A 26807-nucleotide genomic window follows, 5' to 3' on the forward strand; every position below is an offset into this window, starting at 1 on the left:
GGAAACGCGACCGAAGAGGACTCCTCATGAAACGCTATGCCTATGCTTGGCTGACCGGGCTTTTCTTCCTGGTTTCGATCATGGGACACTGGATCTTCGGCTGGTTCGCCTTCGTCGACGAACAGCAGGCCCTGCACCAGGCGCCCAGCCTGACGCCCTATCTGGTCGAGATGGGCCGCGACACCTTCGAGAACTGGCAGTCGGAGTTCCTGCAACTCATCTGGCAGGTCGTGGGCCTGGCCTATTTCCTCTATGTCGGCTCGCCCGCCTCCAAGGAGAACGACGACCGCAGCGAGGCCAAGCTGGACGTCCTGATCCGCCTGCAGGCCGGCGAGAAGGCCGAGGACATCATCGCCGACATCGACCGTCGCTACCTTCGCGCCGGCGGACATTCCAAGCCCCACGGACACACCGACGCCAACCTCGCCTCCGGGCGCGAGTAACATAGGACATCCCGGCGCCGTCCGGAGGGGCGGGGCGGGAACGCCGGCTTGCGTCGCTGGTTGATCGGGGACTCTGGAGGATCGCCATGCCCGATCATGTCATCGCTCTCGAATTCAGCTTGCGGAAGGCGGCCGCGCGATGATCGAAGACCTGCGCCCGCTCGCCGTGGTCACCGGCGCCTCGTCCGGCATTGGCTACGAACTGGCCAGGCTGGCGGCCGAGGACGGCTACGACCTGGTGATCGCCGCCGATGCGCCCTCGATCGTCGAGGCCCAGGCCAGCCTTGAGCACTACGGAACGCGTGTGGATGCGCTGCAGGTAGATCTGGCGACCACCCAAGGTGTCGACCAGTTGCTGGGCCTGATCGGCGCTCGCCCCGTGGACGCCCTGATGGCCAATGCCGGCCGCGGGCTGGGCCACGGCTTTCTCGATCAGGACTGGGACGACGCCCGGCGCGTGCTCGACACGAACGTCACCGGCACGATCTACCTGATCCATAGGGTCGGCCGGCGCATGCGGGACCGCGAGCGCGGCAGGATCCTGATCACCGGCTCGATCGCCGGCCTCATACCGGGCTCGTTCCAGGCGCTCTACAACGCCTCCAAGGCTTTCCTGGACAGCTTCTCCTGGGCGCTGCGCAACGAGCTGAAGGACACCGGCGTGACGGTCACCTGCCTGATGCCGGGTCTTACAGACACTGAATTCTTCGAACGCGCCGGCATGCTCGACACCGGGTTCGGGGCGGATCCGAAGAAGGCCGATCCGGCCGACGTCGCCAAGATCGGCTACGGAGCCATGCTGAAGGGCGAGGGCGACGTGGTGACCGGCTTCGCCAACAAGCTGCAGGCGGCCATGGCCGCGGTGGCGCCGCAGAGCGTTCTGGCCGAGCAGCATCGCAAGATGGCCGAACCCGGATCTTGAGAGCGCTGATGTCGGAAGAGAAGTCGCAAACGCCCACCGCAACCGACGAGCCTGCGGACCCGCCCGGCGGCCTTGAGGCGCCGCTCCATCCCAGCGCGGATCCCACCAGGAAGACCACCCACACTTCGGATCCTACAGCGGACGATCCGGGCAACGGCGCCGACTAGTCGGATCGGCGTCCCCGCCAAACTGAGGAACAGCTCCGGGCGTCCGCCATCGGCGAACGCCCGGAAGCTCATGCGTCGCCTCAGTTCAGGTCCAGCCGATCGGCGTTCATGACCTTGTTCCAGGCGGCCACGAAATCCTTCACGAACTTGGCCTGGGAGTCGGCGCAGGCATAGACCTCGGCGAAGGCCCGCAACTCGGCGTGCGACCCGAAGATCAGGTCGACGCGGGTGGCGGTCCATTGGGGCTGACTGCTCTGGCGATCATGGCCGGCGAAGGCGTTGACGGCCGTAGGGCTCCAGGCCGTGCCCATGCTGAGCAGGTTCACGAAGAAGTCGTTCGTCAGGACGCCCACGCGGTTGGTGAACACGCCCGCCTGGGAGCCGCCGGCGTTGGCTCCCAGGACCCGAAGGCCGCCGACCAGCACCGTCAGCTCCGGTCCGGACAGGCGCAGCAGCTGCGCCCGATCGACCAGGGCCTCCTCGGGCGCCATGAACTGCGGGCCCTCGCGGCGATAGTTGCGGAAGCCATCCGACAGGGGCTCCAGCGGCGCGAACGAGTCGGCGTCGGTCTGCTCGGCCGAGGCGTCCATGCGCCCCGGCGTAAAGGGAACCTCCACCTCCGTGCCGGCGTCCTTGGCCGCCTTCTCGATGGCCGCGGCCCCGCCAAGGACGATCAGGTCCGCCAGCGAGATCTTCTTTCCGCCGCCGGCCGAGGCGTTGAATTCGGCCTGGATCGCTTCCAGCGTCGCCAGCACCTCGGCCAGGGTCGGCGGATCGTTCACCTCCCAGTCCTTCTGCGGCGCGAGGCGAATGCGCGCGCCATTGGCGCCGCCGCGCTTGTCGGAGCCGCGATAGGTCGAGGCCGACGCCCAGGCGGTCGAGACCAACTGCGCGACGGTGAGCCCCGAAGCCAGGATCTTGGCCTTCAGCGCCGCGATGTCCTGGGCGTCGACCAACGGGTGGTCCACGGCCGGGATCGGGTCCTGCCAGATCAAGGTCTCCTGCGGGACCAGCGGACCCAGATAGCGCCCGATCGGGCCCATGTCGCGGTGGGTCAGCTTGAACCAGGCGCGGGCGAAAGCGTCGGCGAACTGATCGGGGTTCTCGTGGAACCGGCGCGAGATCTTCTCGTATTCGGGGTCGAAGCGCAGGGCCAGGTCCGAGGTCAGCATCCTGGGCGGATGCCGCTTGGCGCCGTCATGGGCGTCCGGGATGTCGGCCTCGGCGTTCTTGGCCTGCCATTGCTGCGCCCCGGCCGGGCTCCTGGTCAGCTCCCACTCGTGCTTGAAGAGGTTGTCGAAGAAGTGGTTGCTCCACTTCGTCGGCGTCTGGCTCCAGATCACCTCGGGGCCGCCGGTGATGGCGTCGGCGCCGAAACCCGTCCCGTGCTTGCTCTTCCAGCCCAGGCCCTGCGCCTCGATGCTTTCGCCCTCCGGCTCGGGGCCGACGAACGAGGGATCCCCGGCGCCGTGGGTCTTGCCGAAGGTGTGGCCGCCGGCGATCAGGGCGACGGTCTCCTCGTCGTCCATGGCCATGCGGGCGAAGGTGTCGCGGATGTCGCGCGCCGAGGCCACGGGGTCGGGATTGCCGTTCGGACCCTCGGGGTTGACGTAGATCAGGCCCATCTGCACCGCGCCCAGCGCCGAATGCAGCTGGCGTTCGCCGCTGTAGCGCTCGTCGCCCAGCCAGGAGCCCTCGGGACCCCAGAACAGTTCCTCGGGCTCCCAGGTGTCGGCCCGGCCGCCGCCGAAGCCGAAGGTCTTGAAGCCCATGGACTCCAGGGCGACGTTGCCGACCAGGACGTAGAGGTCGGCCCACGAGATCTTGCGGCCGTACTTCTGCTTGATCGGCCACAGCAGCCGGCGCGCCTTGTCCAGGTTGGCGTTGTCGGGCCAGCTGTTGAGCGGGGCGAAGCGCTGCTGCCCGCCGCCCGCGCCGCCGCGGCCGTCGGCGATGCGATAGGTGCCGGCGCTGTGCCAGGCCAGGCGGATGAACAGACCGCCATAGTGCCCGAAGTCGGCCGGCCACCAGTCCTGGGTGTCGGTCATCAAGGCGTGCAGGTCGGCGATGACCGCATTCAGGTCCAGGCTCTTGAATTCCTCGGCGTAGTCGAACGTCTCGCCCATCGGGTTGGAGCGCGGCGAATGCTGGTTGAGGCTCTCGAGGCGCAGGTTCTGCGGCCACCAGTCGCGGTTGCCCCTGGGCCGGCCGTGGCCCACCGGGCACTGGCCGCCGGCGCTGTCTTCGACCTTGGCGTCCATCGTCTTTCTCCGCGTTGGCTTGTGTCTGCTCGCCGACATCGGCGCCTGCCTAGACAACGCTCTTCTCGTCATAGGTAAAATTGATTGTTCCTATCAGACCGATAGGCGAAACCTTGAGGGGGAAAGGGAGGCGGAGACTCCGCTGGATTGGGACGACGCATTTTGGCGGTCCTCCTCACGGAGAACCGCCGGGCTGGCTTCACCTGGTTCCGGATCTTAGGCGATCAGTTCGTACGCCGGCAGGGTCAGGAACTCCTCCAGCGTGTCGGACAACACCATCTGCGAGAACAGCAGGGCCGCGTCTTCCAGGCGCGGCGAGGGGAAGTCGCGGCGCAGGTCGGCCATCTCCTCGGTCAGCAGGCTGACGAACAGCTGCGAACTCATCTGTCGGCCGTCGGCCAGGTCGGCGCTCAGGCGGATCCACTGCCACAGCTGGGTGCGGCAGATCTCGGCCGTGGCGGCGTCCTCCATCAGGTTGTAGAGCGGCACGGCGCCGCGGCCTTCGATCCAGGCCTGGGTGTAGCGCACGCCGACGCGGATGTTCTCGCGCACGCCGGCCTCGGTTCGCTGGCCGTCGTGCAACTCCAGCATCTGGGCCTGGGTGATCGTCAGGTCCGTCAGGCGCTTGTCCAACTGGTTCGGCGTCGGCATCAGGCGGTCGAAGACTTCCATGGCCACGGGCACCAAGTCGGGGTGGGCGACCCAGGTGCCGTCGTGGCCGGCCCCGGCCTCGCGCTCCTTGTCGGCCCGGACCTTGGCGAACGCGGCCTGGTTGGCGGCCTCGTCGCCCTTGACCGGAATCTGGGCCGCCATGCCGCCCATGGCGAAGGCCCCGCGCCGGTGGCAGGTCTGGATCAGCTTCAGCGAATAGGCGCCCAGAAAGGCCTTGCCCATCACCATGGCCGAACGATCCGGGGTCAGGAATTCCGGCCGGCGGCCCAGGCGCTTGATGAACGAGAAGATGTAGTCCCAGCGGCCGCAGTTCAGGCCCGCCATGTGGTCGCGCAGCTCATGGATGATCTCGTCCATCTCGAAGGCGGCGGGGATGGTCTCGATCAGCACCGTGGCCTTGATCGTGCCGACCGGCAGGCCCAGGGCCGCCTGGGCGTGGACGAACACCTCGTTCCAGAGACGCGCCTCCAGGTGGCTCTCCAGCTTGGGCAGGTAGAAGTAGGGACCCGAGCCCTGGGCCAGCGTGGCCCGGGCGTTGTGGAACAGGTAGAGGCCGAAGTCGAACAAGGCCCCACTGACGGGCTGGCCATCCACTTCCATGTGCTGTTCAGGCAGATGCCAGCCACGGGGGCGGATTTTCAGGACGGCTGGGTTGGCTCCCAGCGCATAGCGCTTGCCGGACTTGGGATCGACGTGGGTCAGGTCTCCCGCCCAGCGATCCTTCAGGTTGACCTGGCCCTCCAGGACGTTGGTCCAGGTGGGCGAGGTGGCGTCCTCGAAGTCGGCCATGAACACCTTGGCCCCGCAGTTGAGGGCGTTGATGATCATCTTGCGGTCGACCGGGCCAGTGATTTCGACCCGGCGGTCCCGCAGGTCGGCCGGGATCGGCGCGACCGTCCAGTCGGCGGCCCGCACCTCGGCGGTTTCCGGGAGGAAGTCCGGCAGCTCGCCGGTGTCGAAGCGGGCTTGGCGGGCGACGCGGGCCGCCAGAAGCTCGCGCCGGCGGACGTCGAACCGCCGATGCAGGTCGGCCACGAAGGCCAGGGCCTCGGGCGTCAGGATCTCCACCGCGCGGCCCTCGACAGGACCGTTGATCTGGATGTTGGCGGCGATGTCGAGGGGCATGGCGTCTTCCGTGGGTGTGGGATGCGGCGGGTACTGGTGAGAACCGAAACCTCGTCCTTCGACAAGCTCAGGATGAGGTTTCGAGTTCGGCCTCGGCAATGGTCCTCATCCTGAGCCTGTCGAAGGACGAGGACCACGCAAGGCCTATCAGGCGCTCTTGGCGGCGCCATTGGGACGGACGGTCGGCACGATCTGGTCGCCCCAGTTGCCCGCGCCGTCGTGGTGGCGCGAGGTGCGCACCAGTTCGACCGAATAGCCCGCGGCGATCGCGCGCTGCACGGCCTCATTCAGCCGGTGAGCCGCCTCGGCCACCCGATCGACCGCCCGTTGCTGGTCGGTGGGGTTCGGCATGGCGGCGGGAGCAAATTGCGTGGCGGTCATGATGGACTCCTTGATCGGGTGGAGAGGGAAGGGAGGTTTCGCCGGCTATTCGGCGGCGAACTGGTTCATGGTGTTGGCGTGGCCGCCAGCCTTCAGGGCGCGCTCGCCGGCGACCATTTCCTTGAAGCTGTCGCCCAGGTCCGAGCCGACCTCGTGCTGGTGCTTGACCGCCGAGACGCCGCGGCGGATCTCTTCGCGCTGCACCGAATTGACATAGGCCTTCATCCGGTCGTCGCCGAAATAGCCGCGCGACAGCTCGTCCATGCTCTTGGCCGTCAGGTGGAAGGTCGGCAGGGTGATCAGGTTGTGGAACACCCCGGCGCGGGCCGAGATGTCGACCTGGAAGCGGGCCAGGCGCTCGTCGGTCTCGCGGCCCAGGTCGCTGGCGTCGAACTCGGCCGACATCAGGGCCGCGCCGTCGGGATAGCTGTCCTTGTGGATCTTGCCTTCGGCGATCCACTGTTCGCGCACCTGGCGGCGCAGGTTCAGGGTCCAGTTGAACGACGGCGAGTTGTTGTAGGTCAGCTTGGCGTTCGGCACGACCTTGCGGATCTCGGCGACCATGGAGGCGATCTCGTCGACATTGGGCGTGTCGGTCTCGATCCACAGCAGGTCGGCGCCGCCCTGCGTCAGCGAGGCGATGCAGTCCTCGATCACCCGGGCCCGGCCGGTGCCCTCCTGGAAGGCGAACAGGCCGTTGGGCATGCGCACGGGCTTTTCGAACCGGCCGTCGCGATACAGCGCCAGCTCGCCCGGCAGGATCGGGTTGCCTTCGGTAATGGCCTCGGTCTTCAGCCACTTGATGTAGTCGCTGGCCAGGTCGCCCGGCTCCTGGCTGACCGGCACCTTCTGGGTCAGGCCCGCGCCCAGGCTGTCGGTGCGGGCGACGATGACGCCCTCGTCGACGCCCAGTTCCTCGAAGGCCAGGCGGCAGGCGCGCAGCTTCTCGATGAAGTCCTCGCGCGGCACGGTGACCTTGCCGTCCTGGTGGCCGCACTGCTTGGCGTCCGAGACCTGATTCTCGATCTGCAGGCAGCAGGCGCCCGCCTTGATCATCTCCTTGGCCAGCAGGTAGGTGGCGTTCTCGTTGCCGAAGCCGGCGTCGATGTCGGCGATGATCGGCACGACGTGGGTCTCGAAGCCGTCGATGGCCGCGATCGCCGCCGTCTCGGCCGCCTTGTCGCCAGCCTCGCGCGCGGTCTTCAGGGTCTTGAACAGGTCGTTGATCGCCACCTCGTCGGCCTGGCGCAGCGAGACGTAGATCTCTTCGATCAGGTCGACCACCGAGGTCTTCTCGTGCATCGACTGGTCGGGCAGGTGGCCGAAGCGGTTGCGCAGGCCCGCCACCATCCAGCCGGACAGATAGACGTAGGCGCCCTTGGTCGTGCCGCGCAGGCGCTTGACCGACTTGATCATCTGCTGGGCGTGGAAGCCCGACCAACAGCCCAGCGACTGGGTGAACTTGCCGGCGTCGGCGTCGTAGGCGGCCATGTCGGCGCGCATGACGCCGGCCATTTCGCGGGCGATGTCCAGGTGGGTGGAGAAGGTGTTCTGCAGCTTCAACTGGATGATGTCATCCACCGCGACGCCGCCTGGCGTGACGCCCTGGGGATAGCGGGCCAGCAGCTCTTGGCGGAGTTGGGCGTAGGTCTTGCGCAGCGTCATGGCTCTTTTTCGTCCCATCGTCGGCTCGGCCAGTGACGGCCGGGCGGAAAAGTTCGTGGGGAGAGCTTGGGTCGCGACGCGGTCGGCGTCGAACCTATTGAAGGCAATTTGTCACAAACCGACTTTGTAATCTTTGTAAATCCATGACAACATGACTGCATGGCGACCCACGACAAGAAGCTGTTTCTCGGCGGCCGGCTCAAGCGGCTGCGGCGCGACCTGGGGGTCACCCAGAGCCGCATGGCCGAGAACCTGGGCGTCTCGGCCAGCTACCTGAACCTGCTGGAGCGCAACCAGCGGCCGGTCACCGCCCAGATCCTGCTGCGCCTGGCCGACGCCTACGACCTGGACCTGCGCAGCCTCTCGGCGGACGATCCGGGCGGCGGGGCGGGACTGGATGAGGTGCTGGCCGACAAGATGTTCGCCGACCTGGGCGTCAGTCGTCACGAGGCCGCCGAGGTGGCCGAGCTGTCGCCGGGCATCGCCGAGGCCATGGCGCGCCTCTATCGCGCCTATCTGGATCGTGGCCGGCTGATCGACCTGGGCGCCTTCGAGCGGCCGGACGGGGCCACGCCGGTGTCGTCCAGTTCGCCGACCGACTGGGTCCGCGACCTGGTGGGCTCGCAGCGCAACCACTTCGCCGAACTGGAGACCGCGGCCGAGCCGATCGTCGCGGCGATGAAGGCCGACCCTCAGGACCTGGGACCCGCCGTCCGCGCCCGGCTGCTGGAGCGCTTCGGAATCCAGGTTCGGGTCATGCCGGTCGAGACCATGACCGGCTCGCTGCGGCGCTACGACCATCACCGCAAGCGGCTGATGCTGTCGGAGACCCTGGCGCCGGCCAGCCGGATCTTCGCCATGTGCTACCAGCTGGGCCTGATGGAGGCGGGCGAGACCTTGTCGGTCCTGACCGATCGCTTCCAGGCCCCAGACCGCGCCACCCGCCAGCTGCTCAAGGTGTTCCTCGACAACTACCTGGCCGCGGCGATCATGACCCCGTACGAGCCGTTCCTGGCGGCCATGGAGGCCAGCGGCTACGACATCGAGCGGGTGCGCTCGCGGTTCGGCATCAGCTACGAGCAGGCCGCCCAGCGCCTGACCACCCTCAGCCGGCCCGGGTCGCGTGGCGTGCCCTTCTTCATGATGCGGCTCGATGCGGCCGGCAACATCTCCAAGCGGTTCGCGGCCGGGCCGTTCCCGTTCTCGCGGTTCGGCGGCGCCTGTCCGCGCTGGAACGTCCACGACAGCTTCAAGACGCCGGGGCGGATCGTCACCCAGGTGATCGAGACCCCCGACCGCGAACGCTACTTCACCCTGTCGCGCACCGTGCGGCGGGTGTCGGGCCTGCAGGCGGGGCTGGAGGACGAACTGGTCGTGGGGCTGGGCTGCGAGCTCAAGCACGCCGGCAAGCTGGTCTACGCCCGGGGGCTGGACATCGCCGCGCCGGCGGCCGTGGAGATCGGCCCCTCGTGTCGGATCTGCGAGCGCCCGGCCTGCCCGCAACGGGCCGCCGCGCCGATCAACCGGACCTTGCTGGTCGAGGAGTCCAGCAAGGCCCTGTCGCCGTTCCCGTTCGTGGCCTGAGGCGTCTCAGGGCTGCTCGGCCAGGCTGAAGATCTGTTCGGCCGGCGTCCATTTCTCGCCCGGCGCGGCCCAGGGCAGGGCCTTCTGCAACTTGCCCATCAGCGCCTCCCAGGCCTGGACGTCGGCGTCGGCGGCGTCGGCGGCCGCCTTGGCCTCGGGAGAAAAGTCCGGCCCGGTCTCCATGATCATGAACAGCCGAGGGCCGGTCAGCCAGATCTGCATATCGAGGATGCCGGCGCGGCGGATCGACTCGGTCACCGCCGCGGGCGGGCCGCCGGGCGCGTGCCAACGCCGGTAGGCGGCGATGGTCTCGGGATCGTCGTGAAGGTCCAGCGCAAGGCAGTGCCGCGTGGCCATGGCGTTTTCCTCCATTGAATCAGAGCGCTTTTCATATTTGACGCGCCACATCATATGTGGTGACTTCCGTCCCAGATAAACGGGGCCGGGTCAATCGTCCCCCTGGAAGGAAGCCCCATGGAACAACGTCCATCGGAGCGGACGGCCCTCGCCCCGCTCGTGCTCATCGTCGCCCTGTTCTTTCTATGGGGCGTGGCCAACAACCTCAATGACGTGCTGATTCCGCACCTGAAGAAGGCCTTCTTCCTCACCGACCTGCAGTCGGGCCTGGTGCAGATGGCCTTCTACCTGGGCTATTTCTTCCTGGCCCTGCCGGCCAGCGCTGTCATGCGCCGCTACGGCTACAAGGCGGCGGTGATCGTCGGCCTGCTGTTGTTCGGCCTGGGCGCCCTGCTGTTCTGGCCCGCCGCCGAGGCGAGGCAGTATTCCTGGTTCCTGGCCGCCCTGTTCGTCCTGGCCTCGGGCCTGGCGTTCCTGGAGACCTCAGCCAATCCGCTGATCACCGTGCTGGGCGATCCGGCCAAGGCCGAGCAGCGCCTGAACTTCGCCCAGGCTTTCAATCCGCTGGGCTCGATCACCGCCGTGGTGGTCGGCCGCCAGTTCATCCTGTCGGGCGTCGAGCCGACGAAGGCCGAGTTCGCGGCCATGACGCCGGCCCAGCTGAACGCCTTCCAGACCGCCGAGGCCCATTCGACCCAGGTTCCGTACCTGATCATCGCCGCCGTCGTGCTGGCCTGGGCGCTGCTGGTGTCCCTGACCAAGTTCCCCCACCAGGCGGGACGGCCCGATCCCGGCGAAGACGAGGCCGGCCTGCCGGCCGCCAAGGCGATCCCGGCCCTGCTGGCCCGACCCCGCTTCGTGTTCGGCGTGGCGGCGCAGTTCTTCTATGTCGGCGCACAGGTCGGGGTCTGGAGCTACATGATCCGCTACGCCCAGCACGAGCTTCCCGGCCTGGGTGAGAAGGCGGCGGCGGCCTACCTGTCCTGGTCGCTGGTCGGCTTCATGGCCGGACGCTTCGTCGGCACGGCCGCCATGAGCCGGGTGAGCCCGTCGCTGCTGATGGGACTGTTCGCGGCGGTCAATGTCGGCCTGACCCTGGTGGCGGCCCTGGTGGGCGGCAAGGTCGGGCTCTACGCCCTGGCCTCGACCAGCTTCTTCATGTCGATCATGTTCCCGACCATCTTCGCCGGCTCGCTGAAGGGCCTGGGCCCGCTGACCAAGACCGGTTCGTCGTTCCTGGTGATGAGCATCATCGGCGGGGCGGTGCTGACGACCCTGATGGGGGCGGTTTCGGACGCCACGGCCATCGACTTTGCCATCCTGGTGCCCTGCGCCTGTTTCGCGGTGGTCGGACTGTTCGGTTTCACGGCCGGCCGCGCCACCCGCGAAGATCTGAAGGCGGCTCCGGCCGGAGCCCACTGATGATGGACGCCCTGGTCTGCGCGGCTCCCGGACAGCTGGTCCTGGAGCGGCGCCCGATCCCCGAGCCGGCGGACGGCGAGGTGCTGATCCGCGTCCGCCGCGTCGGGGTGTGCGGCACCGACATGCACATCTATCGCGGCACCCAGCCGTTCCTGGCCTATCCGCGGGTGATGGGCCACGAACTGGCCGGCGAGGTCGTTCAGGCGCCGGCGGGCGGTGACCTGGCCCCCGGCGACCCGGTCTATGTGATGCCCTACATGTCGTGCGGAACCTGCGCGGCGTGCCGCAAGGCCAAGCCCAACTGCTGCATGAACATCCAGGTTCTGGGCGTGCACCGCGACGGCGGCATGGCCCAGTACCTGGCCGTGCCCGAAGGCTTCGTCCGCAAGGCCGAGGGAATCAGCCTGGACGAGGCGGCGATGATCGAGTTCCTGGCCATCGGCGCCCATGCCGTGCGCCGGGCCGCCATCACGCCGGGACAGTCGGTGCTGGTGGTCGGCGCCGGGCCGATCGGCATCGCCGCGGCGTTGTTCGCCAAGCTGCAGGGCGGGATCGTCACGGCGCTGGACGGCCGTCAGGACCGTCTGGACTTCTGTCGCGACCACCTGGGCGTCGAGCATGTGGTGGGCCTGGGCGACGAGACGCGGCAGGCCTTGTCCGACCTCACCAACGGCGACTTCTTCGACGTGGTGTTCGACGCCACCGGCAATCCCAAGGCCATGGAGGCCGGCTTCGCCTATGTCGGCCACGGCGGCTCCTATGTGCTGATCTCGGTGGTCGGCGCCAACATCACCTTCTCGGACCCTGAGTTCCACAAGCGCGAGGCGACGCTGCTGGGCAGCCGCAACGCCACGCCGGAAGACTTCGACGCCGTGGTCGAGGCGATGAAGGCGGGCAAGGTCCCCACGGGGGCTCTGAACACCCACGCCGCCACCCTGGCGGAGGTCGCCCAGGCCTTGCCGGGGTGGATGGAGCCGCAAGCCGGCGTCATCAAGGCGATCGTCTCGTGCTGATTGACGCCCACCAGCACTTCTGGCGGGTCGGCGAGAACGGTTTTTCCTGGCCGACGCCGGACCTGGCGACGATCCACCGCGACTTCGGCCCCGCCGACCTGGCGGCGGTCGCCGCGCCCTTGGGCCTGGCGGGCTGCGTGCTGGTGCAGTCCCAGCCGGACGACCGGGACACAGACTGGCTGCTGGAATTGGCGGCGGACGAGCCGTTGGTGCTGGGCGTGGTGGGCTGGGTCGACCTGGCGTCGCCCGCCGCTCCGGATCGCATCGCGGCGCTAAGCCGGAACCCCAAGCTGCGCGGCCTGAGGCCGATGCTGCAGAGCCTTGACGACGACGCCTGGATCGCCGCGCCGCGTCTGGATCCCGCACTCGACGCCATGATCGCCCACGGCTTGTCGCTGGACGGCCTGGTGCTGACCCGCCACCTGCCGCACCTGCTGGCCCTGGCGCGCCGCCGGCCCGAGCTGGCGATCGTCATCGACCACGGCGCCAAGCCGCCGATCGCCGCCGGCGACCACGACGGCGCCTGGGCGCGAGGCATCCAGGCCCTGGCGGCGCTTCCGCAGGTGTTCTGCAAGCTGTCGGGCCTGTTGACCGAGGCCGCGCCGGGGCAGGGGGGCGAGGCCCTGTCGCCCTATGTCGCCCATCTGGTCGCCGCCTTCGGGCCCGACCGCCTGATGTGGGGCAGCGACTGGCCGGTGCTGAACCTGGCGGGCGACTATGCGGACTGGCTGGCCCTGGCGAGGAAGCTCAGCGGGCTGACCGACGCAGCCGATCTGGCGGCCCTGTTCGGTGGGACATGCCGCCGCTTCTATCGGATATAGGACCATGACCGAGTCCGAAGAACCCTCCGCCAAATATCGCGCCCCCGCCCTTGAGAAGGGCCTGGACGTGCTCGAGCTGCTGGCCGCGCGCGGCGAGCCCATGGGCATGGTCCAGATCGCCGCCGCGCTGAACCGTTCGGTCAGCGAGCTGTTCCGGATGGTCCAGGTGCTGGAGCAGCGCGGCTATGTCGCCAACACCCCCGCTGGCGATGGCCTGGTCCTGACCAACAGGCTCTTCTCGCTGGGGATGACCAGGGCGCCGGCCAAGAGCGTGCTGGAGGCGGCCCTGCCGGTGATGCGGCGCCTGTCCGAGGTGATCGGCCAGTCGTGCCACCTGGCGGTGGCCAGCGCCGCGGAAATGGTGGTGGTGGCCAGGATCGAGGCCCCCGGCAACCAGGGTTTCTCGGTGCGCGTCGGCTATCACCGGGCCCTCGTCGAGGCGACGTCGGGCCTGGTGCTCTACGCCTTCCAGCCCGAAACCGTGCGCGAGGAGTGGCGCGCCCGCCTCGAGCCCACCGTCAGCCGGAGCGCTTGGGCCAAGTTCGAGGCCAAGGCCGAGAAGGCCCGCGCCGAACGGCATGTCCAGGCGTCCAGCGACGTGACCCGGCTGGTGGTCGACCTGTCGGCGCCGATCTTCGGGCCCGAAGGCGTCGCCGCGGCCCTGACCTCGCCCTATGTCGAAACGCCCACGGCGATCTCCGTGGCTGACACGGTCGCCGCGATCCAGGCGGCGGCCGACGAGATCTCCGTGGAACTTGGAGGCCAATTCCAGTGACTGTCGCCGACGCCGTGCAGGCGTCTTCCCGTGGCCGGGCGGAACGTCCTGGCCGATTGAACCTGCCGCCGCTGGGCTTTGGGGCCGCGGCGATCGGCAATCTCTACGCCGCGGTGAGCGACGCCGCCGCGCGCGAGACCATCGACGCGGCCCTCGCCGCCGGCCTGGCCTATTTCGACACCGCGCCGCACTACGGCTTCGGTCTCAGCGAGACCCGCCTGGGCGAGGCGCTGCCGGCGAACGTCAAGGTCTCCACCAAGGTGGGCCGGCTGCTGCGCCCGGCGCCGGAGATCGACCCGGCCGCCGAGCGCCACGGCTTCGTCGGCGCTGCGCCGTTCGAGCCGGTGTTCGACTATTCGTACGACGGGGTCATGCGATCGTTCGAGAGCAGCCTGCAGCGCCTGAAGCGCGACCATGTCGAGGTGCTGCTGGCCCACGACCTGGGCGCGGTGACCCATGGCGAGGACGACGCCGCCCGGCGGCGCGAGTTCTTCGGCGGCGGCTACAAGGCCATGCGCGCGCTGCGCGACAGCGGCGCCGTCGGCGCCATCGGGCTGGGCGTCAACGAATGGGAGATCTGCGACGCGGCCCTGGACGAGGGCGATTTCGACGTCTTCCTGCTGGCCGGCCGCTACACCCTGCTGGAGCAGACGGCGCTGGATCGCTTCCTGCCCCGCTGCGCCGCCCGCGACGTGTCGATCATCGTCGGCGGCCCGTTCAATTCGGGGGTCCTGGTCGAAGGCGTCAAGCCCGGCGCCCACTATAACTACGGGCCGGCCTCGACCGAGATCCTCGACCGGGTTCGCCGGCTGGAGGCGGTCTGCCTGGCCCACGCCACGCCGCTGGCCGCCGCCGCCCTGCAATTTCCGCTGGCCCACCCGCAGGTCGTCAGCGTCATCCCCGGCATGTCGAACCCGGCGCAGGTCCGCCAGGCCCTGGCCTGGGCCGCGCACGCCATTCCCGACGCGCTGTGGGACGACCTTCGCGCCGAGGGCCTGCTGCATCCGGACGCGCCGACGTCCACGGAGTCCCGATGAGTCTGATCCTGCTGCATCCCGACGACAACGTGCTGGTGCTCAGCGCCCCGGTGCGCGCGGGCCAGGCCCTGGTGATCGACGGCCAGGCCGTGACGGCCGACGTCGACGTCGGCGTCGGCCACAAGCTGGCGCGCCGGGCCCTCGCGGTCGGCGACAAGGTTCTGAAATACGGCGCGCCGATCGGGTCGATCACCACGCCGGTCGTGGCCGGCGGCCACGTTCACCTGCACAACATGAAGAGCGACTACATCGCCAGCCACACCCGGCAGGCGACGGGCGCGAAAGGATCATGACCATGTCGCACACGCTGCGCGGCTACCTGCGCGCCGACGGCCGCAAGGGCATCCGCAACGTCGTGGCCGTCGCCTATCTGGTCGAGTGCGCCCATCACGTGGCCCGGACGATCGTCACCAAGAGCGACGACACCGAGGTTCACCTGATCGGTTTCCCCGGCTGCTACCCCAACGCCTATGCGCTGAAGGTCATGCAGGCGATCACGACGCACCCCAATGTCGGCGGGGTGCTGCTGGTCTCGCTGGGCTGCGAGAGCTTCAACCGCGAACAGCTGCGGGCGACCATCGAGGCCAGCGGACGGCCGGTCGAGACCCTGGTGATCCAGGAGAACGGCGGCACGGCCACCACCATCGCCAAGGGGCTGCAGGCGGTCGCTCGCCTGCGGGCGGTCGCCAGCCAGGCGCCGCTGACGCCGATGGCGGTCTCGGAACTGGTGATCGGCACCATCTGCGGCGGCTCGGACGGCACCAGCGGCATCACCGCCAATCCCGCCGTCGGCCGGGCCTTCGACCGGCTAGGCGCCGAGGGCGCGGCCTGCGTCTTCGAGGAGACCGGCGAGCTGGTCGGCTGCGAGACCATCATGGCCAGCCGGGCGATCACGCCGGAACTGGGCCTGGAACTGGAGAAGAGCGTCCAGAAGGCCGAGGCCTACTACACCGTCATGGGCTATGGCAGCTTCGCGCCCGGCAACGCCGAGGGCGGGCTGACCACCCAGGAAGAAAAGTCGATGGGCGCCTATTCCAAATCGGGCTCGGCGCCGATCGTGGGCATCCTCAAGCCCGGCGACCTGCCGCCCAGCGGCGGTCTGTACCTGCTGGACGTGGTGCCGGACGGCGAGGCCCGCTTCGGCTTTCCCAACATCTCGGACAACGCCGAGATCGTCGAGTTGATCGCCTGCGGGGCCCATATCACCCTGTTCACCACCGGGCGCGGCTCGGTGGTCGGCTCGGCGATCTCGCCGGTCATCAAGATCTGCGCCAATCCCGAGACCTATCGCAAGCTGAGCGGCGACATGGACGTCGACGCCGGGCGGGTCATGGAGGGGCGGGGGACCCTGGACGAGGTCGGGAGCGAGATCTACGACCTGGTCCTGGCCGTGGCCGGCGGCGAACGCACCGTTTCGGAGGCCCTGGGCCACCAGGAATTCATCCTCACCTACAAGGCCTTCGACCCGATCGGTCCGGCCTGCCTTCCGCTGCGGCGGGCCAGTTAGAGAGTAATCGAGATGGGAAGACTTTCCGGCAAGACCGCCCTCGTCACGGCGGCCGCGCAAGGCATCGGCAAGGCCAGCGCCGAGCTGTTCGCCCGCGAAGGCGCGCGGGTGATCGCCACCGACGTCAACGAGGCCCTGCTGGCCGAAGTGACGGGCTGCGAGACCCGTCGGCTGGACGTGCTGGATCCCAAGGCCATCACCGACCTGGCCGCCGAGCTGGGCCCGGTCGACGTGCTGTTCAACTGCGCCGGCTTCGTGCACTCCGGCACCATCCTGGACTGCGACGAAGCGGCCTGGGCGTTTTCGAACGACCTGAACGTCAACGCCATGTACCGGATGATCCGCGCCTTCCTGCCGGCCATGCTGGAGAACGGCGGCGGGTCGATCGTCAACATGGCCTCGGTGGCCAGTTCGATCAAAGGCGTGCCGGGCCGCTTCGCCTACGGCGCGACCAAGGCCGCGGTGATCGGCCTGACCAAGGCCGTGGCCGCCGACTTCGTGGGCCGGGGCGTGCGCTGCAACGCCATCTGTCCCGGCACGGTGGAGACTCCGTCCCTGAACCAGCGCCTGGCCGACACTGGCGACTACGAGGCCGCCCGCCAGGCCTTCACCGCGCGCCAGCCCATGGGCCGCCTGGGCAAGCCCGAGGAGCTGGCCCAGCTGGCGCTGTATCTTGGCAGCGATGAATCGGCGTTCACCACCGGCCAGATCCACATCATCGACGGCGGTTGGATCAACTGATCGCGGGTTCTCCACAGACTTTGGGTTGAGGCGGCCGGTTCGTGATAGCAAAGCTTCTTCAAGCGGCGCCATCCGTTAACCGTGCCGCGCTAGGGTTGTGGCCATGCGATCAGATGTCGAATCACGCGCTCCCGAGCAGCGGGCTCACGCCCGCACGCCGACCAAGCGCAAGGCCTATCTGGTCGATGGCCGCAAGGCCTGGAAATGCTCGCTGATCGACATCGCCGACGGCGGGGCGCGGGTCTCGCTTACCGACATGGGGCTGCCGGAGGAGGGGATCTTCCTGGTGGACTCGATCGCCAAGCGGGTTCACCTGACCCGCGTGGTCTGGCGGTCCCAGAGGGAGGCCGGCCTGCAGTTCATCGAGAGCGAAGCGCTGGACGGGCCGGCCGGGGGCAAGGACGGCGCGGTGACCATCGCCACGCGCTTCGCCTGGCGGCTGAACGGCGCCTGATCGCCGTCTTCGCCCCGCTGTCGTTCGCCAACTGGCGGCAAAGATGCGGCGGCGCAGGTTTCGACCTTGAAATGCGCCGGTAACGTGGCCGGGCAAGTAAGGCTGTAAGCGACCGCCAGCGCGGCCGCCAGGCGCGACCGTACGAGCATCCGTTTCGCCATTGTGGCGTTTCGTGCTTCGGACACTGGTAGCGTTCGTCCGTTCTCCACAGCCCTGCGCCTGGGATCTCGATGACCGAACCCTACCGACCGATCCGCCCCGTCAGCCGCAAGGCGCAAGTCATCGGCGGCGCGATCGCCCTGGCGGTTCTGGCCGGCGTGGTGTGGCTGGCCTGGAGCCTGATGCACGCGCCCAAGGGCGCGGACGGCGGCGCCGGCGGCCCGGGCGGCCCCGGCGGCGGGTTCGGCGGCGGACGGCGCGGCGGTCCGGCCAGCACCGTTGCGGTCGCCACCGCGACCCAGACCGACCTGCCGGTGGTGATCGAGGCCCTGGGCACGGTCACGCCCGCCGCGACGGTCACCGTCCGGCCGCAGGTGGCCGGCGTAATCACCCAGGTGCTGTTCAAGGAAGGCCAGATGATCCGCGCCGGCCAGCCGCTGGTGCAGATCGACCCGCGCCAGTTCCAGATGGACCTGCTGCAGGCGCAGGGCAACCTGACCCGCGACGAGGCCCAGCTGGCCAACGCCCGGGTCACTCTGGCGCGCTACCAGACCCTGCTGGCCCAGGACTCCATCGCCCGGCAGGACGTCGACACCCAGGCCGCCACGGTCAAGCAACTGCAGGGCACGGTGATGGCCGACAAGGCGGCCGTCGGTACGGCGCGGCTGAACGTCGGCTATGCGCGGATCGTCGCGCCAGTCAGCGGCCGCGTCGGGCTGCGGGTCGTGGACGTCGGCAACTATATCGGCGCGGGCGACGCCAGCGGCGTGGCCGTGATCACCACCGTCTCGCCGATCGATGTCGAGTTCACGGTCCCGCAGGACGACGTGCCGCGGATCGGCGCGCGGGCCAACAGCGGCGCGGCGCTGCCGGTGATCGCCCTGGACCGGACCCGGACCACGACTCTGGACACCGGGACCTTCTCGACCCTCGACAACGTCGTCGACGTGGGCACCGGCACGGTCAAGGCCAAGGCCCGGTTCGCCAACGCCGGCGGAACCCTGTTCCCCAGCCAGTTCGTCAATGTTCGCCTGGAGCTGGACACCATCAAGGACGCGGTGGTGGTGCCGGCCACCGCCTTGCGCCAGAGCAGCGACGGCGCTTTCGTCTGGGTGCTGGACGCGGATCAGACGGTGCACAAGCGCAAGGTCGTGGCCGGCCCCTCGACCACCGCCCAGGTGTCGCTGACCAGCGGCCTGAAGGTCGGCGAGAAGGTGATCACCGAAGGCGGCGACCGCCTGCGCGAGGGCGGCAAGGTGCAGCTGCCGGGCCAGGCCGCCGGCCGGATGGGCCAAGGCAAGGGCAAGGGCCAGTGGGCCGGCAAGCGCGGCGAGGGCGGCCAGGAGCAGGGCGGCGAGCACCGCCGCCACCGTCAGCAGCAGGCGCAATAGGCCCGCGCCATGAACCCCTCGCGTCCCTTCATCCAGCGGCCGGTCGCCACGGCGCTGTTCATGGCGGCCATCGTCCTGGCGGGCCTGGTCGGCTTCCGGCTGCTGCCGCTGTCGGCCCTGCCGCAGGTCGACTATCCCACCATCCAGATCCAGACCCTCTATCCGGGCGCCAGCCCGGAGGTGATGAGCCAGACGGTGACCGCGCCGCTGGAGCGTCAATTGGGCGAGATGGCGGGCCTGGCGCGGATGAGCTCGGTCAGCACGGCCGGGGCCTCGATCATCACCCTGCAGTTCAATCTGGGTGAAAGCCTGGACGTCTCCGAGCAGGAAGTGCAGGCGGCGATCAACGGAGCCAACAGCCTGCTGCCGGCCGACCTGCCGGCTCCGCCGGTCTACGCCAAGGTCAATCCGGCCGACGCCCCCGTCCTGACCCTGGCGGTGACCTCCGACACCCTGCCGCTGACCGAGGTGCAGAACCTGGTCAACACCCGCCTGGCCCAGAAGATCAGCCAGGTGTCGGGCGTGGGCCTGGTCACCCTCAGCGGCGGCCAGCGCCCGGCCATCCGCATCCAGGCCGACACCCAGGCCATGGCGTCGTACGGCGTCACCCTGGCCAATGTGCAGAGCGCGATCAGCAACGCCAACGCCAACAGCGCCAAGGGCAGCTTCGACGGGCCGACCCGCGCCTATACGATCAACGCCAACGACCAGCTGCTGACCGTCGACGACTATTCGAACCTGATCGTCACCTACAAGAACGGAGCCCCCATCCGCCTGCGCGACATCGCTCAAGTGGTGCAGAGCGCCGAGAACACCCGCTTGGGGGCCTGGGCCAACGAGACCCCGGCGATCATCGTCAACGTCCAGCGCCAGCCCGGCGCCAACGTCATCCAGACCGTCGACGCCATCAAGGCCAAGCTGCCGGAGCTGGAGGCGGGCCTGCCGGCCACGCTGGAGGTCAAGGTGCTGGCCGACCGCACCACCGGCATCCGCGGCTCGGTCCACCATGTGGAGATGGAGCTGCTGCTGGCCGTGGTGATGGTCGTGGTGGTGATCTTCTTCTTCCTGCACAGCCTGCGCGCCACCCTGATCGCCGGCCTGGCCGTGCCGATCTCGCTGATCGGCTCGTGCGGGGTGATGTACCTGATGGGCTTCAGCCTCAACAATCTCAGCCTGATGGCCCTGACCATCGCGACCGGCTTCGTGGTCGACGACGCCATCGTGATGATCGAGAACATCAGCCGGCACCTGGAAAAGGGCGTCAAGCCGATGGCGGCGGCCCTGCAAGGCGCGCGCGAGATCGGCTTCACGATCATCTCGCTGACCGTGTCGCTGATCGCCGTGCTGATCCCGCTGCTGTTCATGGGCGACGTGGTCGGGCGGCTGTTCCGGGAATTCGCCATCACCCTGGCGATCACCATCCTGATCTCGGCCGTGGTGTCGCTGACCCTGACGCCGATGCTGTCGGCCCGCTGGCTGAAGCCGCAGGGCGAGGGCGAGGGCCACGAACGCCCGGGCCGCATCGCCCGCAAGTCGCAGGCGGTGTTCGAGCGGGTCGAGCACCACTACGAGCGCGGCCTGAACTGGGTGCTGGAGCGCCAGACGGCGACCCTGGTCGTGGCCGTGGCGACCTTCGCCCTGACCGTCTTCCTGTACCTGATCATCCCCAAGGGGCTGTTCCCGACCCAGGACACCGGCCAGTTGCAGGCTCGCACCGAGGTCGAGCAGTCGGTGTCGTACGACCGCATGGCCGGCCTGCAGCAGCAGGCGGCCAGGGCCATACTCGACGATCCGGCGGTGGAGAGCCTCAGCTCGTTCATCGGCGTCGACGGCGCCAATAATTCGATGCTGCACACCGGCCAGATGCTGATCAACCTGAAGGCCGACCGCGGCGGCTCGCAGGAGAAGATCATGCAGCGGCTGCGCGACCGCGTGGCCGCCGTGCCGGGCGTGCATCTCTACCTGCAGCCCACCCAGGACCTGACCATCGACGCCGAGACCGGCCCGACCCTCTATCGCCTGTCGCTGGAAGGCGCCGACACCGCCACGGTCAAGGAATGGGCCGGCAAGCTGGCCGAGCGCCTGGCCAGCGTGAAGTCGGTGCGCAACGTCTATAGCGACGCCGACGCTACGGGGGCGGCCGCCTATGTCGACATCGACCGCGACACCGCCGCGCGTCTTTCCATCACGGCGTCGGACATTGACGATGCGCTGTACAGCGCGTTCGGCCAACGGATCGTCTCGACGATCTTCACCGAGACCAACCAGTACCGGGTGATCCTGGAAGCCAAGCCCGGCCTGCTGACCGCGCCGGAATCGCTGGGCCTGCTGAACCTGAAGACCGGCGGCGGCCAGCCCACGCCGCTGTCGGCGATCTCGACCATCAAGGAGCAGACCGCCCCGCTGCAGGTGACCCACGTCTCGCAGTTCCCGGCCACGACGATTGGCTTCGACACCGCCCCGGGCGTCTCGCTGGGCAAGGCGGTCGACGACATCCGCGCGGCGATGAAGGACATCGGCATGCCGACGGCGGTCACCCATACCTTCCTGGGTGCGGCGGGAGCCTATGAGAACTCGCTGAGCAACCAGCTGTGGCTGATCCTGGCGGCGGTGGTCTGCGTCTACATCGTGCTGGGCGTGCTCTACGAGAGCTACATCCACCCGCTGACCATCCTGTCGACCCTGCCGTCGGCCGGGGTCGGGGCGCTGCTGGCCTTGTGGATCACCGGCAACGACCTGGGGGTGATCGGGATCATCGGCATCATCCTGCTGATCGGCATCGTCAAGAAGAACGCGATCATGATGATCGACTTCGCCATCGACGCACAGCGCAACGAGGGCAAGAGCCCCCGCGACGCCATCTTCCAGGCCGCCATCCTGCGCTTCCGCCCGATCCTGATGACCACCCTGGCGGCCCTGTTCGCGGCCATCCCGCTGATGCTGAGCTTCGGCGAGGGCGGCGAGCTGCGCCGGCCGCTGGGCATCGCCATCTTCGGCGGGCTGCTGGTCAGCCAGCTGCTGACCATGTTCACCACCCCGGTGATCTACCTGGCCTTCGACCGTTTGGCCCCCGCTGACCGGGGCATGCGCCGCGAGCCTGACGACCATGTGCCGCCGGATAGGATCGATCCCGAGCCCGTCCCGGGGGCGCCCTCGTGAACCTGTCGGCGCCCTTCATCAGGCGGCCGGTGGCCACGGTCCTGCTGACCATCGGCCTGGCCCTGGCCGGCATCGCGGCCTTCTTCGTGCTGCCGGTTTCGCCCCTGCCGCAGGTGGACTATCCGACCATCTCGGTCTCGGCCAACCTGTCTGGGGCCAGCCCCGAGACCATGGCCTCCAGCGTCGCCACCCCGCTGGAGCGACGGCTGGGCGTGATCCCCGGCGTCACCGAGATGACCTCGCAGAGCAACACCGGCTCGGCCCGCGTGACCCTGCAGTTCGACCTCAACCGCAACATCGACGGCGCGGCCCGCGAGGTGCAGGCCGCGATCAACGCCGCCCGCTCGGACCTGCCGGCCACGCTGCGCAGCAATCCCAGCTACCGCAAGCAGAACCCCTCCGACGCCCCGGTGATTATCCTGGCCCTGACCAGCGAGACCAAGACCCCGGGCCAGATCTATGATGCGGTGTCCAACATCGTGGCCCAACGCCTGTCGCAGGTGACCGGGGTGGGCGACGTGGAGATCGGCGGCGGTTCGCTGCCGGCCGTTCGCGTCTCGGCCAACCCGTTCCTGCTCAACAAGTACGGCATCTCGCTGGAGGACGTCCGCGCCGCGGTCCAGTCGGCCAACGCCAACCGACCCAAGGGCCAGGTCGAAGGAGCGGGGCGGCGGTTCCAGGTCTATACCAGCCCGGGCGGACGCAAGGCGGCCGACTATGCCGGCCTGGTCGTGGCCTGGCGCGGCGACGCGCCGGTGCGGCTCAAGGACGTGGCCGACGTCACCGACAGCGTCGCCGACACCCGGACCCTGGGCCTGTTCAACGGCAAGCCGGCGATCATCATCCTGGTCACCCGCCAGCCGGGCGCCAACATCATCCAGACGGTCGACAGCGTCCGCGCCACCCTGCCGGAACTGCGCGCCCAGCTGCCCGGCGACATCAACGTGGCGGTGGCCAGCGACAGCACCAACTCGATCCGCGCCTCGCTGCACGAGATCGAGGTCACCCTGCTGATCTCGATCGTACTGGTGGTGCTGGTGGTCAGCGCCTTCCTGCGCAGCGCCCGGGCCACCTTAATCCCGGCGGCGGCGACCATCGTCTCGCTGCTGGGCACGTTCGGGGTGATGTACCTGCTGGGGTTCTCGCTGAACAACCTTTCCCTGATGGCCATCACCGTGGCGACCGGCTTCGTGGTCGACGACGCCATCGTGGTGCTGGAGAACACCGCCCGCCATATCGAAAAAGGTATGGACCGCTTCCAGGCCGCCCTGCTGGGCGCGCGCGAGGTGGGGTTCACGGTGCTGTCGATCAGCATCTCTCTGGTCGCGGTGTTCATCCCGCTGCTGTTCATGGGCGGCCAGGTGGGGCGGCTGTTCCGCGAGTTCGCCGTCACCCTGTCGGCGGCGGTGATGATCTCGCTGGTCATTTCGCTGACCACCACCCCGATGATGTGCGCCTACCTGCTGCGGCCGCCGAAGGAGGGCAAGAAGGAGGGACGGGTCGCCCGCGCGTTCGAGGCCGGCTTCAACCGTGTCCACCGCGCCTACGAGTACAGCCTGGACTGGGCGCTGGCCGCCAAGCCCGTGGTGCTGCTGATCCTGGTGGTGGTGATCGCCATGACCGCCTGGCTCTATGTCGCCGTGCCCAAGGGCTTCTTCCCCCAGCAGGACAGCGGCCAGATCCAGGCCGGGCTGCGCGCCGACCAGAGCGTGTCGTTCCACGTCATGCAGGCCAAGCTGCGCCAGGTGGTCGACATTATCCGCAAGGACCCGGCCGTCGACACGGTGGTCGGCTTCACCGGCGGCGCCCGGGCCGGCGGCGGCTTCATGTTCGTCAACCTCAAGCCGCTGGGCGACGGGGTAGGCGACCGCAAGGAGAAAGGCTCGGCGGTGATCAACCGCCTGCGACCGCAGCTGCAAAGGGTCACCGGGATCAGCGTTTTCCTTAACCCCGTCCAGGACGTGCGGATGGGCGGGCGGCAGAGCAACTCGACCTACCAGTACACCCTGACCAGCGACTCCAGCGACGCGCTGAAGGCCTGGGCGCCCAAGCTGGCCGAGGCGATGAAGGCCCGGTCCGACGTGATGACCGACGTCGACAGCGACCAGTCCGAGAACGGGGTCGAGACCTTCGTCACCATCGACCGCGACAGCGCCTCGCGCATGGGCGTCACGCCCCGTGCGGTCGACAACGCGCTCTACGACGCCTTCGGCCAGCGCCAGGTCGCCACGATCTACGAGGACATCAACCAGTACGCCGTGATCCTGGAATGGGACCGCCGGTTCTCGCGAGGGCCGGAGGCGCTGAACGACGTCTATGTGCCGACCAATCCCAGCGGTGCGGCGACGACCTCGACCAGCGGCGCGGCGGTCAATCCGGCCCTGCGCGACGCCTCGACCGGCGCCGCCCTGAACACCGCCTTGACGCCCATGACCCCGCTGACCGCGATCTCCAGCGTCGCCCAGGCCGCCACCCCGACCTCGATCAACCACCAGAACGGCGAGCTGGCCACGACGATCTCGTTCAACCTGGCCGACGGCGTCTCGCTCAGCAACGCCCAGGCCGCCATCAAGCAGGCCGAGGCCGACATCGCCCTGCCGACCAATGTCCGCGGCAGCTTCCAGGGCAGCGCCCGCAGCGCCCAGGACCAGAACAAGCAGCAGCCGTTCCTGGTGGCCGCCGCCATCGTGGCGATCTACATCGTGCTGGGCATCCTCTACGAGAGCTACGTCCACCCGCTGACCGTGCTGTCGACCCTGCCGGCGGCCGGGGTGGGGGCGATGCTGGCCCTGCTGGTCTTCAAGATGGAGTTCTCGGTGATCGCCCTGATCGGGGTGTTCCTGCTGCTGGGCATCGTCAAGAAGAACGCCATCCTGATCATCGACTTCGCCCTGGAGGCCCAGCGGTCGCGCGGGCTGACAGCCCTGGAGGCGGTGCGCGAGGCCAGCCTGCTGCGCTTCCGGCCAATCCTGATGACCACCCTGGCCGCCGCCCTGGGCGCCTTGCCGCTGGCCATCGGCTTCGGCGAGGGGGCCGAGCTGCGCCGGCCGCTGGGGATCACCATCATCGGCGGCCTGATCGCCAGCCAGCTGCTGACCCTGATCACCACCCCGGTGGTCTATGTCTATCTCGACCGCCTGCGGGGCAAGGCGCGCGACGAGCGCTACCTGGCCCACATGCCCTCCGCGCCGGAGCCTGTCTGATGCCCGCCCTCAAGTCCCTCGCGCTCGCCGGTTCCGCGCTGATCCTGCTGTCGGCCTGCACGGTCGGACCGGCCTATCAGCGGCCCGACGTCACCGCCTCGGCCGCCGCCCTGCCGGCGACCTACAAGGCCCTGGACGGCTGGAAGCTCGCCACCCCCGGCGACCTGATCGATCGCGGCGACTGGTGGACCCTGCTGGGCGACTCCCAGCTGGACGCCCTGGTCGCCAAGGTCAACGTCTCCAACCAGACCATCGCCGCGGCCGAGGCCAGCTATCGCCAGGCCCGGGCCCTGGTGCGCGAGCAGCGGGCCAGCCTGTTCCCGACCATCGACCTGTCGGGTTCGGCGACCAGGTCCGGCGGTTCCGGCTCGACCCCTTCGAGCTCTGGCGGTTCGAGCCGCGGCCAGCGCTACCAGGCCGGGATCGGCGCCAGCTGGGAGCCGGACCTGTGGGGCCGCATCCGCCAGGGGATCAACGGCGCCAAGGCCTCGGAACAGGCCAGCGCCGCCGACCTGGCCGGCGCCCGCCTGTCGATGCAGGGCGAGCTGGCCGTCAACTATCTGGGCCTGCGCCAGGCCGACGCCGAGATCGACCTGGTGACCAGAACGGTCGACGGCTACCAGCGCAGCCTGCAGATCACCCAGAACCGCTACGCCGCGGCCATCGCGCCGAAGTCCGACGTGCTGCAGGCCACCACCCAGCTGGCCGGCGCCCAGGCCGACCTGGAGAGCCTGCGCCAGACCCGGGCGACCTACGAGAACGCCATCGCCACTTTGGTGGGCGAGCCCGCCAGCGGCTTTCGCCTGGCCGCCGATCCGGCCTGGAGCGCCCGCGTGCCCGAGATCCCGGCCGGCGTTCCTTCCACCCTGCTGGAGCGCCGGCCGGACATCGCCGCGGCCGAGCGCCGGGTCGCCGCCGCCAACGCCGACATCGGCGTGGCCCGGGCCGCGTTCTTCCCGACCATCGGCCTCAGCGCTAACGGCGCGACCAGCGGCTCGGCCTTGGGCGACCTGTTCTCGGCCTCGGCCAACACCTGGTCGCTGGGTCTGACCGCCGCCCAGACCCTGTTCGACGCCGGCGCGCGCAAGGCGCGGGTGGAGCAGGCGAGGGCGTCCTACGACGCTTCGGTCGCCGATTATCGCCAGACCGCCCTGGCCGCCTTCGAGGATGTGGAAAACCAATTGACCGCCGCCCAGGTGCTGGAGCGCCGCTACGCCCTGTTGAAGACCAGTTCCGACGCCGCGGACCAGACCGAGCAGATGTTGCTCAACCAGTACAAGGCCGGGCAGGTGGCCTACACCGACGTGGTGACGGCCCAGGCTTCGGCCCTGTCGGCGCGGCGGGCGCTGCTCACCGCCGCCGTGGCCCGGCAGACCACGGCCGTGGCCCTGATCCAGGCGCTGGGCGGAGGATGGAAGCCCGCCTAGACGGCGGGGGCGCGCCTCGCGGCGCCTGTGGCGTCTTGCCTGCTCGTTTGGCGCCGCTATTTCAGGCTAGGCTGTGCAAATACCAGGCTGATTGAGCAACTCCGACCGCGATGAACCTTCG

Annotated in this window: 21 protein-coding genes; 16 read left to right on the top strand and 5 right to left on the bottom strand. The window is 69.0% G+C overall.

The window, feature by feature from the left end; genetic code table 11:
* The first annotated feature begins 26 nt into the window (after positions 1-26).
* The gene (locus G3M57_RS11110; protein WP_056751984.1) at positions 27-443 is read left to right on the top strand and encodes a DUF6766 family protein; all 417 of its coding nucleotides are present in this window, start codon (positions 27-29) and stop codon (positions 441-443) included.
* A 139-nt stretch (positions 444-582) separates the two neighbouring features.
* The gene (locus G3M57_RS11115; RefSeq protein ID WP_163230531.1) at positions 583-1365 is read left to right on the top strand and encodes an SDR family NAD(P)-dependent oxidoreductase; all 783 of its coding nucleotides are present in this window, start codon (positions 583-585) and stop codon (positions 1363-1365) included.
* A gap of 247 nt (positions 1366-1612) precedes the next feature.
* Here the strand turns inward: G3M57_RS11115 and katG are convergent, their stop codons facing one another.
* The 4 genes from katG to G3M57_RS11135 all read right to left on the bottom strand — a co-directional run bounded on the left by katG (position 1613) and on the right by G3M57_RS11135 (position 7636).
* On the bottom strand, positions 1613-3832 hold the full coding sequence (katG, locus tag G3M57_RS11120) for a catalase/peroxidase HPI (RefSeq protein ID WP_163230533.1): 2220 nt from the start codon (positions 3830-3832) through the stop codon (positions 1613-1615).
* A 177-nt stretch (positions 3833-4009) separates the two neighbouring features.
* A complete protein-coding gene (gene aceB / locus G3M57_RS11125; protein WP_056751994.1) occupies positions 4010-5590 on the bottom strand; it encodes a malate synthase A in 1581 nt (526 codons plus the stop codon).
* 147 nt (positions 5591-5737) lie between these two features.
* Positions 5738-5971 (bottom strand): hypothetical protein, encoded by a 234-nt coding sequence (locus G3M57_RS11130; RefSeq protein WP_056751998.1) that lies wholly within the window; start codon positions 5969-5971, stop codon positions 5738-5740.
* Positions 5972-6016: 45 nt separating this feature from the next.
* On the bottom strand, positions 6017-7636 hold the full coding sequence (locus tag G3M57_RS11135) for an isocitrate lyase (RefSeq protein WP_056752000.1): 1620 nt from the start codon (positions 7634-7636) through the stop codon (positions 6017-6019).
* A 159-nt stretch (positions 7637-7795) separates the two neighbouring features.
* Here G3M57_RS11135 and G3M57_RS11140 point away from each other — a divergent pair, with 159 nt between their 5' ends.
* The gene (locus G3M57_RS11140; RefSeq protein ID WP_056752003.1) at positions 7796-9220 is read left to right on the top strand and encodes a helix-turn-helix domain-containing protein; all 1425 of its coding nucleotides are present in this window, start codon (positions 7796-7798) and stop codon (positions 9218-9220) included.
* 6 nt (positions 9221-9226) lie between these two features.
* On the opposite strand, the gene G3M57_RS11145 is transcribed toward G3M57_RS11140, so the two are convergent.
* Positions 9227-9577, bottom strand: a complete 351-nt coding sequence (locus G3M57_RS11145; protein ID WP_056752196.1) for an L-rhamnose mutarotase — start codon at positions 9575-9577, stop codon at positions 9227-9229.
* Between the two features lie 117 nt (positions 9578-9694).
* On the opposite strand from G3M57_RS11145, the gene fucP reads away from it, so the two are divergent.
* From fucP to G3M57_RS11210, 13 genes are all read left to right on the top strand, one after another.
* On the top strand, positions 9695-10999 hold the full coding sequence (gene fucP / locus G3M57_RS11150) for an L-fucose:H+ symporter permease (RefSeq protein WP_163230535.1): 1305 nt from the start codon (positions 9695-9697) through the stop codon (positions 10997-10999).
* Positions 10999-12012 carry a zinc-binding alcohol dehydrogenase family protein gene (locus tag G3M57_RS11155; protein ID WP_208789669.1) on the top strand — a complete coding sequence of 338 codons (1014 nt, stop codon included), beginning with the start codon at positions 10999-11001 and terminating at the stop codon, positions 12010-12012. Before fucP ends, G3M57_RS11155 begins: the two co-directional genes overlap by 1 nt.
* Positions 12006-12833, top strand: coding sequence for an amidohydrolase family protein (locus tag G3M57_RS11160; RefSeq protein ID WP_056752007.1), 828 nt, complete (start codon positions 12006-12008; stop codon positions 12831-12833). Before G3M57_RS11155 ends, G3M57_RS11160 begins: the two co-directional genes overlap by 7 nt.
* Before the next feature lie 4 nt (positions 12834-12837).
* Positions 12838-13608, top strand: coding sequence for an IclR family transcriptional regulator (locus G3M57_RS11165; RefSeq protein WP_056752010.1), 771 nt, complete (start codon positions 12838-12840; stop codon positions 13606-13608).
* Positions 13605-14645: an aldo/keto reductase gene (locus G3M57_RS11170; protein ID WP_163230537.1), complete on the top strand. Its 1041-nt coding sequence runs from the start codon at positions 13605-13607 to the stop codon at positions 14643-14645. The genes G3M57_RS11165 and G3M57_RS11170 overlap by 4 nt, the downstream gene beginning before the upstream one ends.
* Positions 14642-14938, top strand: coding sequence for a UxaA family hydrolase (locus G3M57_RS11175; protein WP_056752012.1), 297 nt, complete (start codon positions 14642-14644; stop codon positions 14936-14938). The genes G3M57_RS11170 and G3M57_RS11175 overlap by 4 nt, the downstream gene beginning before the upstream one ends.
* On the top strand, positions 14935-16152 hold the full coding sequence (locus tag G3M57_RS11180) for a UxaA family hydrolase (protein ID WP_235525757.1): 1218 nt from the start codon (positions 14935-14937) through the stop codon (positions 16150-16152). The genes G3M57_RS11175 and G3M57_RS11180 overlap by 4 nt, the downstream gene beginning before the upstream one ends.
* A 12-nt stretch (positions 16153-16164) precedes the next feature.
* A complete protein-coding gene (locus G3M57_RS11185) occupies positions 16165-16893 on the top strand; it encodes an SDR family oxidoreductase (RefSeq protein ID WP_056752015.1) in 729 nt (242 codons plus the stop codon).
* Positions 16894-16996: 103 nt separating this feature from the next.
* Positions 16997-17347, top strand: a complete 351-nt coding sequence (locus G3M57_RS11190; protein ID WP_056752018.1) for a PilZ domain-containing protein — start codon at positions 16997-16999, stop codon at positions 17345-17347.
* Positions 17348-17577: 230 nt separating this feature from the next.
* The gene (locus G3M57_RS11195) at positions 17578-18897 is read left to right on the top strand and encodes an MdtA/MuxA family multidrug efflux RND transporter periplasmic adaptor subunit (protein ID WP_163230539.1); all 1320 of its coding nucleotides are present in this window, start codon (positions 17578-17580) and stop codon (positions 18895-18897) included.
* Positions 18898-18906: 9 nt separating this feature from the next.
* Positions 18907-22056: a multidrug efflux RND transporter permease subunit gene (locus G3M57_RS11200; RefSeq protein ID WP_163230541.1), complete on the top strand. Its 3150-nt coding sequence runs from the start codon at positions 18907-18909 to the stop codon at positions 22054-22056.
* Complete coding sequence (locus tag G3M57_RS11205) at positions 22053-25259, top strand: efflux RND transporter permease subunit (protein WP_163230543.1); 3207 nt, start codon at positions 22053-22055, stop codon at positions 25257-25259. The genes G3M57_RS11200 and G3M57_RS11205 overlap by 4 nt, the downstream gene beginning before the upstream one ends.
* Positions 25259-26686, top strand: a complete 1428-nt coding sequence (locus tag G3M57_RS11210) for an efflux transporter outer membrane subunit (protein WP_163230545.1) — start codon at positions 25259-25261, stop codon at positions 26684-26686. The genes G3M57_RS11205 and G3M57_RS11210 overlap by 1 nt, the downstream gene beginning before the upstream one ends.
* The last annotated feature ends 121 nt before the right edge of the window (positions 26687-26807 follow it).

Origin of the sequence: Caulobacter rhizosphaerae, assembly GCF_010977555.1 — a bacterium.
GTDB lineage: Bacteria > Pseudomonadota > Alphaproteobacteria > Caulobacterales > Caulobacteraceae > Caulobacter > Caulobacter rhizosphaerae.

Bases quoted from the DNA above. Each gene is read 5' to 3' on its own strand.
- G3M57_RS11145 (WP_056752196.1), bottom strand. From the start codon at position 9,577: ATGGCCACGCGGCACTGCCTTGCGCTGGACCTTCACGACGATCCCGAG.
- G3M57_RS11155 (WP_208789669.1), top strand. From the start codon at position 10,999: ATGATGGACGCCCTGGTCTGCGCGGCTCCCGGACAGCTGGTCCTGGAG.
- G3M57_RS11180 (WP_235525757.1), top strand. From the start codon at position 14,935: ATGACCATGTCGCACACGCTGCGCGGCTACCTGCGCGCCGACGGCCGC.
- G3M57_RS11140 (WP_056752003.1), top strand. From the start codon at position 7,796: ATGGCGACCCACGACAAGAAGCTGTTTCTCGGCGGCCGGCTCAAGCGG.
- G3M57_RS11210 (WP_163230545.1), top strand. From the start codon at position 25,259: ATGCCCGCCCTCAAGTCCCTCGCGCTCGCCGGTTCCGCGCTGATCCTG.
- G3M57_RS11195 (WP_163230539.1), top strand. From the start codon at position 17,578: ATGACCGAACCCTACCGACCGATCCGCCCCGTCAGCCGCAAGGCGCAA.
- fucP (WP_163230535.1), top strand. From the start codon at position 9,695: ATGGAACAACGTCCATCGGAGCGGACGGCCCTCGCCCCGCTCGTGCTC.
- G3M57_RS11185 (WP_056752015.1), top strand. From the start codon at position 16,165: ATGGGAAGACTTTCCGGCAAGACCGCCCTCGTCACGGCGGCCGCGCAA.
- G3M57_RS11200 (WP_163230541.1), top strand. From the start codon at position 18,907: ATGAACCCCTCGCGTCCCTTCATCCAGCGGCCGGTCGCCACGGCGCTG.
- G3M57_RS11130 (WP_056751998.1), bottom strand. From the start codon at position 5,971: ATGACCGCCACGCAATTTGCTCCCGCCGCCATGCCGAACCCCACCGAC.
- G3M57_RS11135 (WP_056752000.1), bottom strand. From the start codon at position 7,636: ATGACGCTGCGCAAGACCTACGCCCAACTCCGCCAAGAGCTGCTGGCC.
- G3M57_RS11175 (WP_056752012.1), top strand. From the start codon at position 14,642: ATGAGTCTGATCCTGCTGCATCCCGACGACAACGTGCTGGTGCTCAGC.
- katG (WP_163230533.1), bottom strand. From the start codon at position 3,832: ATGTCGGCGAGCAGACACAAGCCAACGCGGAGAAAGACGATGGACGCC.
- aceB (WP_056751994.1), bottom strand. From the start codon at position 5,590: ATGCCCCTCGACATCGCCGCCAACATCCAGATCAACGGTCCTGTCGAG.
- G3M57_RS11165 (WP_056752010.1), top strand. From the start codon at position 12,838: ATGACCGAGTCCGAAGAACCCTCCGCCAAATATCGCGCCCCCGCCCTT.
- G3M57_RS11190 (WP_056752018.1), top strand. From the start codon at position 16,997: ATGCGATCAGATGTCGAATCACGCGCTCCCGAGCAGCGGGCTCACGCC.
- G3M57_RS11110 (WP_056751984.1), top strand. From the start codon at position 27: ATGAAACGCTATGCCTATGCTTGGCTGACCGGGCTTTTCTTCCTGGTT.
- G3M57_RS11115 (WP_163230531.1), top strand. From the start codon at position 583: ATGATCGAAGACCTGCGCCCGCTCGCCGTGGTCACCGGCGCCTCGTCC.